The sequence below is a fragment of the Virgibacillus sp. Bac330 genome (genome assembly GCF_003667845.1).
Taxonomy (GTDB): Bacteria; Bacillota; Bacilli; order Bacillales; family Amphibacillaceae; genus Virgibacillus; species Virgibacillus chiguensis.
The window spans coordinates 1,680,081-1,692,277 of sequence record NZ_CP033048.1 but is presented as its reverse complement, the minus strand read 5'-3'; the positions used below and the strand labels follow the sequence as shown (position 1 = coordinate 1,692,277).

Below are 12,197 nucleotides of genomic sequence, written 5' to 3'. Positions count from 1 at the left end.
CGGTCTGCCTTCAGTCTATGGTGATAAAGCCGTCGTTTTGCTTATACTTTTTATGTAGTATAAATGTACCGCGAGGCACAATATCATCCTCGCGGCAACTTAAAGCCTTGCTATGTTAGTAGATCCAAGTTGCATCTTGCTTGGAATAATCGATGAGTTCTTCAACTTTAAAGAATAAAGAAAGCTCCCGTTTAGCACTTCCAACAGAATCAGAGCCGTGTATAATATTCTTTCCAACAGTCATACCATAGTCTCCACGGATTGTTCCAGGCGATGCTTCTGTAGGGTTAGTTTTGCCCATCATTTCTCTTGCGGTTGCGATTACATTTTCTCCTTCCCAAGCCATAGCAAAAACTGGACCAGATGTAATGAAATCAACCAGTTCTCCAAAAAAAGGACGTTCTTTATGCTCTGCATAATGCTGCTCAGCTAATTGCGTTGAAATGGTCATCAACTTTGCACCAACTAGTTTGAAACCTTTCGCTTCAAATCGGCTTATAATATCGCCAATTAAATTACGCTGAACACCATCCGGTTTCACCATCAAAAAAGTCTTTTCCATGTCACAAAACCCCTCACCTTATGTAATTTGTCTCACCGATAAAATTCTATCAAAACTATGTAAAAAAGACAAATTAAGTACGACGCTTGCCAATATATTTTCCAATTTGAAGTAAAGTTTGTTTTGCACGACTATCAGAAAAGCCTTCTAATTGTTGCAGTGCTTTTTCTAAATACCGATTACTAATTTGATAAGACTCGTCAATAGCGTTTGTGCTTTTTATATCTTCAATAATTTCTTTCATATGCTTCTCACGGATTTCAGAAGGAGCCTGTAATCCTTGAATGACTTTCTCTTTTAAAGCGGGTTTTCTCATCGCTAAAAATACAGGCAATGTTAAGTTTCCTTGTAATAAATCATTTCCTGCAGGCTTTCCTAGCTCTTTTTCAGAACCCGTAAAATCCAAAATATCATCGATGATTTGATAGGACATACCGATATTGTATCCATAAAGATATAATCTATGGGCTTCTGTTTCTGGTAACCCTGAAGCAATGGCGCCTAGCTTACAACTCGTAGCTATTAGTAAAGCTGTTTTACGCTTAATTCGTCGCAAATAATTGCGAAACCCCTGACTCGAATCAAATTTATCTTTAATTTGTTCAATTTCACCTTTACACACTTCAACGATCGTTTTAGAAAGTAGATGATGTATTTTCGCATCTTGCAAGAGTGTAATTTCTTCTAACGCTCGTGCTAAAATATAGTCGCCTGCATACATGGCAACACGATTACCATATGTTTGTCTAATTGTTGGCATGCCTCTTCTAATATCAGCATCATCAATTACATCATCGTGAACCAATGTAGCAGTATGAATAAGTTCTAATGACACAGCGACAATTTTTAGTCGTTCTAAGTCATAGGTCCCCATCTGTCCTGATAGTAACACAAATACCGGACGAATCCGTTTTCCACCTGCTTGAAGTAACTGGGTTGAAGCTTTTCTTAAAACAGGATGTTTAGCCTGTACAACTTCATTAATCGTTTGTTCAATTTCATTTAGGTCTTTTTTTAAATATCCATAAGCTTTAGCTAATTTCATTCATGTCACCTTTAATTTTCGCTTTATTAACTATTCGGTTCTTTCTCGCCCATATGCATGGCTGCAACCCCGCCAGTATAGCTCTTCACTTGAACATTAGTAAATCCAGCTTCTATAAACATTTGATTTAAACGGTTTTTATTAGGAAAATCTTTAGCAGATTCGTTCAACCATGCATACTCTTGTTTACTTTTGGCAATTAATTTCCCCAGCAGCGGCATAATGTATTGGAAATAAAAACGGTATAATTGTCGATAAATGGGTATAGTAGGTTGTGATGTTTCTAAACAAACTACTTTCCCACCTGGTTTTACAACACGGTACATTTCTTTTAATACTGTCATATAATCTTGAACATTTCGTAAGCCAAAACCGATAGTTACATAATCAAAGCTATTATCTTGAAAAGGTAGTTGCATTGCATTACCTTGTATGAAATCTACATGTTCTAATTCTAATTTTCGCTGTTTCTGTTTCGCAATGGAAAGCATATTTTCACTAAAATCAAGGCCTGTAACTTCACCTTTAGCTCCAATCTCTTCTGCCATTACCAACGCCCAATCTCCCGTTCCACAACATACATCTAATGCACTTGAACCTACCTTTACGTCCATACGCTTCATAACATCTTTTCTCCATGTTTTATGGCGTTGGAATGAAATAATGGAATTCATCGAATCGTATTTTGAATATATTTTTTCAAAAACGTGATGAACACGTTCCTCTTTAGATGGATATGCCATAGTTTAACCTTCTTCCCCCATAGTAGATATGTAAGCTTTTTTTATAGAAGTAATTTCTGTTTCTAAGTAGTTTGATAAGCTAGAATAAATAGACGAGAGCTTGTGCACTTCATCTTCTAATTGTTGCAATAATGCTGTCAGCTGCTTGCTTAATTCATTTTTATCGAAAAAACTTTTCACCCAAGAATGTACTTGCATTTTTCTTGCGTTAAAATGTTCGATATCATTTATCAGCTTAATAACCAAAAGCCATTTTTCCACAATCTTTCCCATCATAGAAATATTCAAAAACGAGGCCACTTGTACGAGCAAATGTGTATCAATAATATTACGAATAAGCATATAATCCTGCAAAGAATCTATTTCATTATAATAGAGTTTCATTTTATACTCGTTAATTTCTTTAATTGTGGAGGCAAGTAGTTGAATAAACTCAAAATCACTGATCTCGGCTAGCACTAAATAATAAAGACCACTATAATAATCTCCAGCAAGTACATGCAATTGTTTCTGTAACTTGACGTCTTCATTTTCATTGGGTGAAGTTAAACTCGGAACCTTGTCATGTGTATCTAAAGCCATCTGTACAAGCATAGTTGTAACAATATATCTTTGTTTATGGGACTCAGGTAAGGAACTATGATTCATCATTTCCATTAATAAAAACAATTTTTCCTCATCGATAGCGGGCTTGTCAATATATTTTTCCAAATAGGAATGCTTTATTTTCTTTTCTATCTCTGCTTTTACATAGTATATGTCCTTTGCTGACCTATTCAAAGAAAATCACCTGAACCCTTCATCCATTCTATTCGCTTTTGCTATTATAGCATATTTTAAGTCTAATCAATAATCAAACATTCTAGAAAAGCAAATGAGATCTCATAAAGATAATAAATCTGCGAATGAGCCGGCTGTGAAGGGATGGATGATAAAACTTAAGCAAATAGATAGAGGTAGTAAAGTATAAAAGCTACTGTCATCTAATCTTACTCACTCTCAATTTCACCGTGACTTGTTTGAACTAAAGCTTTACCTCTTACTTTAACCGCTGAGGTGTGCTCTGTAAACTGGGCGATCATAATTTCTCCTTGATCAAGTTTTTCTGAATGATGAAAACGCGTATCATTTCCTCTGGTTAACCCAATTACTTGTACCCCATCTTCCAGTGCTTTGATAACAAAAAAATCTGAAACACTTGACTTATCCATTTCTTCAGCCTTTCCTTTCTTAGAATTAATATTTTTAAAACAATATGTAGATTGTTACGCTATTGGCAAGTATGTCGTTTAAAGCTTATAGTATTAAAAAAATAACAGCTTTCTCCATAAAGATTTGGCGTTAAGCCCCAATTTCTATAAAAGGGTTGTTCCTCGTTTCTATTGAATTAAAATTTAATTTAAATTTCAGGAATGGAATCTTCATCCCTAGAGAATAGCTTTTACTTAGATTCATAAGCTAGACATCTTCCGATTTTTGAAGTGGAGGTCTTACAGCACTTTATATCCTCTATGATTTATATTTTATTATAGTGTAAAAAAGGATACGCAAATCGCGTATCCTTTTGCCCTATGTAAAATAATTATTTTACACTATCTTTTAGGGCTTTACCTGGCTTGAATGCAGGAACTTTGCTTGCTGGTATTTCGATCTCTTCTCCTGTTTGAGGATTACGACCTTTACGAGCAGAACGTTCACGTACTTCAAAGTTACCGAATCCAATTAATTGTACTTTTTCACCATTTTTAAGTGAATCCATGACAGATTCGAATACTGCATCTACTGCTTTCGTAGCATCTTTTTTAGAAAGATCGCTTTTTTCAGCTACAGCATTAATTAGGTCTGTTTTGTTCATGACATTCACCTCCTCCCATTTATCATCAATCGACATTGGAACAAATTAAACAACTATCTTCATTTGTTCACCTTTTTGCCAGTTTTTATACTTCATGCCACATAATAGTAATGTGACATGGCTTATATTAACCGAGTTTGCAACAAAATTCAACAGTTTCCACCTAATTTTTATTATTTTCTTCGGTTTTCATAAGTTTTTATGGATTATATGGTACAATTTTACATTTAGCGCAGAAAGCTTATTAGAATCGTATTTAGCAATACTTCGGCTATATTAAAGTTATACGACACAATGAGCAAATATCCTGCCGTTTCCAATGAAGATTTTTATTTAATTTATATAGTTGGCTAAAAGCAACTAAAAAAATAGTAAAACATAGTTACTTTTTTTCTTTTACTAAAGGGATTCTTAACATAAAAATGCTCGCTAATCGTACGCGAGCATATAAAAGCATATATCAATAATTTTTTCGTGATAGAACGCCAAAGCTTACGTCTCTTTAGTATTGTGAGAACCATGGTTGAACGTTGTTTTACAGTCTTATCCATCATCCCCAAAAATAAAAGCAGCTACATACAGCTGCTATAATATAATAGCTATTAGACCACCAGAACCTTCGTTTATGATTCGTTCTAGTGTATCCTTTAGTTTGTAACGTGCGTTTTCAGGCATAAGCGCAATTTTTGCTTGTATACCTTCTCTTACTATTGAGCTTAGGGAACGCCCAAAGATATCTGACTCCCATATGGATAATGGATCCTCTTCAAAGTCTTGCATCAAATAACGTACTAATTCTTCACTCTGCTTTTCCGTTCCTATAATTGGTGAAAATTCGGATTCAACTTCTACTTTAATCATGTGAATGGACGGAGCGACAGCTTTTAAGCGAACACCGAACCGAGAGCCTTGCCGAATAATTTCAGGCTCATCCAAAATCATATCCTCTAGAGCCGGAGCTGCAATTCCATATCCTGTTTGCTTGACCATTTGTAATGCGCCTGATACTTGATCGTATTCTCTTTTCGCATGAGCAAAATCTTGCATGAGCTGTAATAAATGATCTTTACCCCTAATTTCTTCACCTACAATTTCTTTTAATATTTCGTCATATAAATAGTCAGGTGCATGGAGGTCAATTTCCGCTATCCCTTCCCCCATTTCCATATCAGCTAATTTTGCTTGCTCAATATGTTCATAAACAGCAAATTCACCAACAATTTGATCCACATCACGCAAGCGTTTAATGTTTTTTACAGTCTCTTGAATGGCTTCTTGATATTCTCTTCTTAACCAGTGATTTTCTTTTAGCACCATTACCCAGCTTGGTAAATTTACATTAACTTCTAAAACCGGAAATTCGTATAATGCCTCACGTAAAACATTGGTAACATCATGTTCTGTCATAGATTCAATACTCATTGCTATAACAGGTATATCATATTTATCGACTAAATCTTGGCGTAACAACTCTGTTTCTTGACTGCTAGGACGCTGGGAATTAAGCACCATTATAAAAGGCTTTCCTACTTCTTTTAATTCATCAACAACCCTCTCCTCGGCATCCACATATTCATGCCGATTAATTTCTCCAAACGAACCGTCAGCTGTTACAATAACCCCAATTGTTGAATGCTCTTGAATTACTTTTCTTGTTCCAATTTCTGCTGCATCGTGAAAAGGTATTGCTTCTTCGTACCAAGGGGTGTGAATCATTCTGGGTCCATTTTCGTCTTCAAACCCTTTTGCTCCCTCAACGGCGTATCCAACGCAATCCACTAGACGAATGTTTACATCTAATCCTTCATCGACATGAACAGAAACCGCTTGATTAGGTACAAATTTAGGCTCTGTAGTCATAATTGTTTTTCCAGCAGCACTTTGAGGCAATTCATCAAGTGCACGAGCCCTCTCGCTTTCTTCCTCCATGTTTGGCAGTACAACTTGCTCCATGAATTTTTTAATAAATGTTGATTTTCCAGTACGAACCGCTCCAACGATACCTAAGTAAATATCTCCATTTGTTCGTTTAGAAATATCATTAAAAATATCTACTCTTTCCAAAAGATCCCCTCCCGATCTCCGATTTCATTTTTACGCACAAACTATGAATAATTGACATTACAAGTCTATGATGTTGTCCTATCAAAATATGCCTTATTCATGTGTAAAAGTTTAGAAAAACTTGGCTATTGCAAGTTTTTATGGCGATGGGACGCCGTAGATGTCATATGTTCTAAAGATAGCAATATGCTTATGAACTGTATGTTTCACATTATGCATAATTAAGAATTTAATCCTGTAATGGAAATTTGTTATAAATTTGCTACGATCAAAAACCCTTGAAACAATATATTGTTTCAAGGGTTCGAATATGATACTTTTTATTTATTTTCGTGTAAAAATACAGGTTCCTCATTCTTAATCGTATAAGGAAGAGAGTACACTGGAACAAAAGGAGTATTATTAGCTAACAGATAGCGAATATCATCCCCTGTTTCGTACTTATGGTTTTTTGTTTTTAATGCTTGATTCAAATCAATTCGGTAGTCTACATAGAGTTCGCCTTCCGTATTCATCACAATTGGTAAGTTTTCTTTAGAATATGGACTTACAACAGTAGGTGGGTTTTCCAAACCAAGTTTTTCATAATCAATCGTATAAATCCCATCTGCTATTTCTTCTTTAAATGGTGGATACATATGTTCATCTCGATATATATCCAACTTTATATTTACACTACGTATTACTTCAGATATACGTAAATCAATTAGTTTTACCCGTGGGTTTTTTTCTGGTGTAATTAAAGCATATTGGTAAACACCACCATTTTCAAAAGCATTAGCAGGAATTTCCGTTAATACATTGGCTTCCTTTAATTTGGGAAAATCAATTAAATATTTTTGGAAAATAGGTGTGTCGTTGTCTTTTGTTCGAATTGGCACAAGACCGCCCTCTTGTTCTCGATATTGCTCTACTGCAGATTGGACTGCTTCTAATTGGCCTTCATTGGGAACCTGATTTTTTGATAATTCATTATCGGGATATAAGCAACCGCTTAACAGGATAGTAAATAATATAAAAATGGCTATTTTTCCATATGTAGTATACATGATCAACCCCCCCTTGTACTAAGCCGATGGGCCGCTAAATACAATGTAAAAGATAATAAGACTCCCAAAAATTAATGATATGTATGCGAGTAACGACACTACTCCAGCTAACCACCCTTTAAGTTTATACCTTGCCAATAAAATAAAACCGATTGCAACGAGCAAAAGAGCCATACCCACAAATGATATATACATTTTCAGCATTGCTTGTGACACGATTTATCCACCCCTTGAATACAATTCTTCACTGCAACACGTATTATAACATAAACCATTGACATACGTGATAAAAGACTGATAAAACCATAATAAAATCCGGAATGAAGGGGGGCTTTCTCCATCCCGGTATGACTAAATAATTATCCACAGCAACTCTATTCATGAATGCTTGTGCGATTTATTCTATGCGTAAATGAGGAGGATTGTATCCTCACTTGCCCAAGAACGTTTATTTTTTAAACATTTTATTTAGTGAATTCATATCCATGGGCATATCATTTTTTACAATAGACTGAACAATTTTGTCTTCTTTTTCTTTGGAGATAGGTTTATTCGCTAGTTTGCTTAATTGGCGAACAAGCTTACGTACGGTTCTTTCATCCGAAAAATCTGCATGTTTCACAGAATCAGCCACTTTGTAAACATCATCTGGATTAATGCTCGACTTTTGTTGAATTTTGTCAAAAAGTCCTTTTTGAAAATTATTCACGAACTCGCCTCCCTGCTCTTAGTAAACTCAACCACAGTATATGCAGGCAGGGCTTTTCATGTTATTGCGAATACCTTTCCATCAATAATTGGGCGAGGTCGTCCATTTCTTGCCGCTTGCTTCGATTCATCAATTGACCAACAATGTCTTTTGGTGATTTATCTTCAAATAACAATTGAAAAATGCCTTCTGTTATTGGCATTTCAACCTGCTGTTCTTTTGCGAATTGATAAGCTGCTTGAACGGTCCTTACACCTTCGACCACCATCCCCATTTGCTCAAGAACATCGTCTAATTTATGCCCTTTTCCTAATAAGTTTCCAGCACGCCAGTTTCTGCTATGCGCACTTGTGCAAGTAACAATTAAATCGCCAACTCCTGGTAAACCAAGAAAGCTTAATGGGTTGGCTCCTAATGATGTGCCTAATCTAGCTATTTCAGCAAGTCCTCTTGTCATCAAAGCTGCTTTCGCATTATCACCATAACCTAGTCCATCAGAGATTCCCGCTCCTAAGGCGATAATATTCTTTAGAGCGCCGCCGAACTCAATTCCTATTACATCAGGGCTAGTATAAACGCGAAATGATTCATTTATAAACAAATCTTGTGCAATTTTTGCATGTTCTGGTTCAATAGAAGAAACAGTTACCGTTGTTGGTTGTCGTAGAGCCACTTCTTCTGCATGGCTTGGACCGGAAAGAACAACTATTTCTTCTTCCGTAAACTCAGATAATTCTTCACTAATCATCTGTGAAACACGTTTTAAAGTAACAGGTTCAATCCCTTTTGAAGCATGGATAATTGTTGTATCTGGTTCCACTAGCTGATCTAATTGCTTTGCGACCTCACGGATTGCCTTTGTAGGTACTACAAAAACAATCGCAACAGCATCTTGAATTGCTTGCTTTAAATCAGAATAAGCGATAACAGATGCTGGTATGTCTGTATCTAAATATTGCTCATTTCTTTTTGTATTATTTATTTTTTTTGCTTGCTCAGGTCGATGTGTCCATAAGCGCACATCATGTCCATTATCAGCTAGTACGATACTTAAGGCTGTCCCCCAACTTCCAGCGCCTAATACAGCTACTCTTGCCATCTTATCTTCTCCTTTATTGTCTTTTTCTAGCTATTATTTTAATAGGTGTACCTACAAAGCCAAAAGCTTCTCTAATTCTATTTTCTACAAACCTGGCAAAAGAAAAATGAACAAGTTCTGGTTCATTTACAAAGATAACAAAACGTGGAGGTTTTACATTCACTTGTGTAGCATATAGAACCTTTAATCTTTTCCCTTTTACAGTTGGTGTCGGGTTCATAGCAAGGGCATCCATAACGACATCATTTAACACATTTGTTGGCACTCGCTTCGTATGATTTTCACTGGCCAATTGTATAGCAGGAAGTAATGTATGCAGGCGCTTTTTTGTTTTAGCAGATAAAAACACAATAGGAGCATAGTCTAAATATTGAAAATGAGCTCGTACTTGTTCTTCAAACTCTTTCATTGCTTTTTCATTACTTGTAATCGTATCCCATTTATTAACTACAATAACTACTGCCCTACCAGCTTCATGAGCATAACCTGCGATGCGTTTATCCTGTTCACGTATGCCTGTTTCTGCATCAATTAAAACTAACACAACATCCGAGCGGTCAATCGCTTTTAATGCACGTAACACGCTATACTTTTCTGTCGTTTCATACACTTTTCCACGTTTTCTCATTCCAGCTGTATCAATAATAACATAATCTTGGTTATCTCTATGCAGTTTTGTATCGACGGCGTCTCTTGTTGTTCCTTCAATATCACTAACGATTACACGTTCTTCATTGAGTAGCGCGTTCACTAATGAAGATTTACCAACATTTGGACGTCCGATAACACTGAAATAAATTGTATCTTCATCTTTTTCACTTATATCCAATTCAGGGAAATGGCTTACCACTTCATCCAATAAGTCTCCTAGCCCTAATCCGTGGGACCCTGAGATTGGAAATGGTTCGCCAAACCCTAGTGCATAGTATTCATAAATTGTTTCTCTCATTTCTGGATTATCCACTTTATTAACACCTAAAACAACAGGCTTGTTTGATTTATATAGCAATTTTGCAACTTCTTCATCTGCAGCGGTAATACCTTCTCTACCATTCACTAAAAAAATAATGACATCTGCTTCATCAATTGCAACTTCAGCCTGCTGGCGCATTTTCACTAAAAGTGGCTCGTCTCCAACTTCAATCCCTCCTGTATCAATAAGGTTAAAGTGGGTAGTAAGCCATTCCGCTTCAGCATAAATTCTATCCCTTGTTACCCCAGGAATATCTTCAACAATGGATATGCGCTCGCCAACTAATCTATTAAAAATAGTTGATTTACCAACATTTGGCCTTCCTACTATTGCTACTGTTGCTTTCCTCATGAAAGGAACACCCTTTCTTTCACATCTTTTTTGCGTTTTTAATTTTTATGTTTGTTTTCACATTTTGGCAAATGGTTGATTTATAGTTGTAGTAAAACTTCATTTAATAGTCGCTTTTTCTACATCTCCTACAAATTTTTCCCTAATCCGGTAAATTTAAAGGTCTTTGTACGTATAAGGTGTTGAGGCATTTTTCACTCTTACTTTAAATTATTCTAGACGAAGTTCTTCATTTTTTGAAATAAGAGTGTCACATCACCTTCTATGTAACGCTAATTCATAAACCAGCGTTTATGTAATAAAGCTCTTACTCTAAGTCGTTGCCCTATTTGCCAACTGCTTTGAACAATCTCTATCATAGCAAAAGTAGAGCATACGCACAATTATAATTATTAGCCTATCAATGTTTTACGATAATAAATAACTCTTCACTTAATTCATGAGCAATCCCGTCCGTAATTGCTTCTAAATTAGCAGATATATCTTCTGCTTCTTTTCGAGTTTCACAGATGAAAATTGGTGCGCCACCTTCAACAATGGAAGAATTTGTTGTAATGACAGCTAATATAGCCTTTTCGATTTCCATTTATTCGTCTCCCTTTCGATGTACTTAGTTTTAGGATAATAGTATAAGTAATAACGGCAGTGTTCTTTCGCCATAAAGAGTTGGGCGATAAGTCAAGTTTTTCTAGTGAAAGTGGACTCAGATGGCATGCGTATGGCACTTTCCAGTATAGGGACAGATCCAATGACTTTTATTGCTTTGTTAACATCTCTTATTTGTGGAAGAATAAATATTCCAATTCGTCCATCATCTAAATCCCGCTTAATTAACGGAGTCAGTGCTGGAGTTCCTGAATCTCTAAATACGCCTAAAGTTACAGAAACGTCGTGCAATATAGCTTGTCGTTGTCCCAAGTTCGCAATAGTAGTTATGGTATTAATATTATTGGGGGTGAGAACAAAGCCTAAACCATATTTTAAAATTTCTTCCTGCCTTTCAGGTAAACCAATATTCATAATATATATATTGTCCACATATAAACCAGCACCTTTAAAATGGAGTGGGTGATGATCTATTTGTACAATATTTTTCATTGTTTTACCGCTCATTAAAATCATTGAAACAGTAACAGAGCATATCGCTGCAAATAATGCAACATAAACATTAAATATAATAAATGTTAATGTAGTTATAAAGGAAGTAAAAATTACTAAGTAATTCCTACTTTCAAACGAAATAGCGATACCCTCAATATAAGTCTTTCCCCTTGGTACTAATTCAAAACTATCAACTTCCGTTAGTGTGTTTCTTTCCATATTTCTTACTTCCCTAAATTGCGTTGCAGCAACAGTCAAAAATGTAACCGCCGTAAATTCTAACTCCATAATGGCTGGAATGGCAACAGAACCTAGTGATGCAGCAATAAAACCTAAAGATACGTGAATCACTTTTCCATGTAAATAAGTAGGATATTGCCTATAATCAGTTCTTAACATTAAAATACGTGCTAAAGTTCCAATAATTACTCCAAATAAAATTGGCATCGTATACTCATTCATTAGCTTTCCTCCCGTAGTTTTCCCGTTTATCAGCGATTAAGTTCTCTATATTTTCATCCTATTAGAACGATCTCTAAAATCCGAATCGATTCATAATAAAAAATATATATTGTTAGTATGTCTCAAATTTATTGTTTTACTATATAAACAGTACAGAAGAATTAATGAGGACTATAAAACTGGT

14 protein-coding genes are annotated in these 12,197 nt (G+C 35.5%); all 14 read right to left on the bottom strand.

Going from position 1 to position 12,197, the window contains the following annotated elements; translation table 11 throughout:
* Nucleotides 1-115: 115 nt before the first annotated feature.
* Nucleotides 116-562 (bottom strand): nucleoside-diphosphate kinase, encoded by a 447-nt coding sequence (ndk, locus tag D9780_RS07920; protein ID WP_073004168.1) that lies wholly within the window; start codon nucleotides 560-562, stop codon nucleotides 116-118.
* Between the two features lie 73 nt (nucleotides 563-635).
* Complete coding sequence (hepT, locus tag D9780_RS07915) at nucleotides 636-1,607, bottom strand: heptaprenyl diphosphate synthase component II (protein WP_121639792.1); 972 nt, start codon at nucleotides 1,605-1,607, stop codon at nucleotides 636-638.
* A gap of 26 nt (nucleotides 1,608-1,633) precedes the next feature.
* Nucleotides 1,634-2,350, bottom strand: coding sequence for a demethylmenaquinone methyltransferase (locus D9780_RS07910; protein WP_121639791.1), 717 nt, complete (start codon nucleotides 2,348-2,350; stop codon nucleotides 1,634-1,636).
* 3 nt (nucleotides 2,351-2,353) lie between these two features.
* Nucleotides 2,354-3,130 (bottom strand): heptaprenyl diphosphate synthase component 1, encoded by a 777-nt coding sequence (locus D9780_RS07905; RefSeq protein WP_121639790.1) that lies wholly within the window; start codon nucleotides 3,128-3,130, stop codon nucleotides 2,354-2,356.
* A 209-nt stretch (nucleotides 3,131-3,339) separates the two neighbouring features.
* Nucleotides 3,340-3,561, bottom strand: a complete 222-nt coding sequence (mtrB, locus tag D9780_RS07900; RefSeq protein WP_073004174.1) for a trp RNA-binding attenuation protein MtrB — start codon at nucleotides 3,559-3,561, stop codon at nucleotides 3,340-3,342.
* A gap of 371 nt (nucleotides 3,562-3,932) precedes the next feature.
* The gene (locus tag D9780_RS07895) at nucleotides 3,933-4,205 is read right to left on the bottom strand and encodes an HU family DNA-binding protein (RefSeq protein WP_077703661.1); all 273 of its coding nucleotides are present in this window, start codon (nucleotides 4,203-4,205) and stop codon (nucleotides 3,933-3,935) included.
* 585 nt (nucleotides 4,206-4,790) lie between these two features.
* Complete coding sequence (gene spoIVA, locus D9780_RS07890) at nucleotides 4,791-6,269, bottom strand: stage IV sporulation protein A (protein WP_116277056.1); 1,479 nt, start codon at nucleotides 6,267-6,269, stop codon at nucleotides 4,791-4,793.
* A gap of 320 nt (nucleotides 6,270-6,589) precedes the next feature.
* Entirely contained in the window at nucleotides 6,590-7,318 is a 729-nt protein-coding gene (locus D9780_RS07885) for a hypothetical protein (protein WP_073004179.1), read from the bottom strand.
* An 18-nt stretch (nucleotides 7,319-7,336) separates the two neighbouring features.
* Complete coding sequence (locus tag D9780_RS07880) at nucleotides 7,337-7,534, bottom strand: DUF2768 domain-containing protein (RefSeq protein ID WP_073004181.1); 198 nt, start codon at nucleotides 7,532-7,534, stop codon at nucleotides 7,337-7,339.
* A gap of 232 nt (nucleotides 7,535-7,766) precedes the next feature.
* Nucleotides 7,767-8,027, bottom strand: coding sequence for a stage VI sporulation protein F (locus D9780_RS07875; RefSeq protein WP_073004182.1), 261 nt, complete (start codon nucleotides 8,025-8,027; stop codon nucleotides 7,767-7,769).
* A gap of 61 nt (nucleotides 8,028-8,088) precedes the next feature.
* On the bottom strand, nucleotides 8,089-9,126 hold the full coding sequence (locus D9780_RS07870; RefSeq protein WP_121639789.1) for an NAD(P)H-dependent glycerol-3-phosphate dehydrogenase: 1,038 nt from the start codon (nucleotides 9,124-9,126) through the stop codon (nucleotides 8,089-8,091).
* 13 nt (nucleotides 9,127-9,139) lie between these two features.
* The gene (gene der, locus D9780_RS07865) at nucleotides 9,140-10,450 is read right to left on the bottom strand and encodes a ribosome biogenesis GTPase Der (RefSeq protein WP_073004186.1); all 1,311 of its coding nucleotides are present in this window, start codon (nucleotides 10,448-10,450) and stop codon (nucleotides 9,140-9,142) included.
* Nucleotides 10,451-10,850: 400 nt separating this feature from the next.
* Complete coding sequence (locus tag D9780_RS07860) at nucleotides 10,851-11,036, bottom strand: capping complex subunit for YIEGIA (protein WP_073004188.1); 186 nt, start codon at nucleotides 11,034-11,036, stop codon at nucleotides 10,851-10,853.
* Nucleotides 11,037-11,128: 92 nt separating this feature from the next.
* Nucleotides 11,129-12,013 carry a YIEGIA family protein gene (locus D9780_RS07855; protein ID WP_073004190.1) on the bottom strand — a complete coding sequence of 295 codons (885 nt, stop codon included), beginning with the start codon at nucleotides 12,011-12,013 and terminating at the stop codon, nucleotides 11,129-11,131.
* Nucleotides 12,014-12,197 lie beyond the last annotated feature (184 nt).

Bases quoted from the DNA above. Each gene is read 5' to 3' on its own strand.
- ndk (WP_073004168.1), bottom strand. From the start codon at position 562: ATGGAAAAGACTTTTTTGATGGTGAAACCGGATGGTGTTCAGCGTAAT.
- hepT (WP_121639792.1), bottom strand. From the start codon at position 1,607: ATGAAATTAGCTAAAGCTTATGGATATTTAAAAAAAGACCTAAATGAA.
- D9780_RS07910 (WP_121639791.1), bottom strand. From the start codon at position 2,350: ATGGCATATCCATCTAAAGAGGAACGTGTTCATCACGTTTTTGAAAAA.
- mtrB (WP_073004174.1), bottom strand. From the start codon at position 3,561: ATGGATAAGTCAAGTGTTTCAGATTTTTTTGTTATCAAAGCACTGGAA.
- D9780_RS07895 (WP_077703661.1), bottom strand. From the start codon at position 4,205: ATGAACAAAACAGACCTAATTAATGCTGTAGCTGAAAAAAGCGATCTT.
- D9780_RS07885 (WP_073004179.1), bottom strand. From the start codon at position 7,318: ATGTATACTACATATGGAAAAATAGCCATTTTTATATTATTTACTATC.
- D9780_RS07870 (WP_121639789.1), bottom strand. From the start codon at position 9,126: ATGGCAAGAGTAGCTGTATTAGGCGCTGGAAGTTGGGGGACAGCCTTA.
- der (WP_073004186.1), bottom strand. From the start codon at position 10,450: ATGAGGAAAGCAACAGTAGCAATAGTAGGAAGGCCAAATGTTGGTAAA.
- D9780_RS07860 (WP_073004188.1), bottom strand. From the start codon at position 11,036: ATGGAAATCGAAAAGGCTATATTAGCTGTCATTACAACAAATTCTTCC.
- D9780_RS07855 (WP_073004190.1), bottom strand. From the start codon at position 12,013: ATGAATGAGTATACGATGCCAATTTTATTTGGAGTAATTATTGGAACT.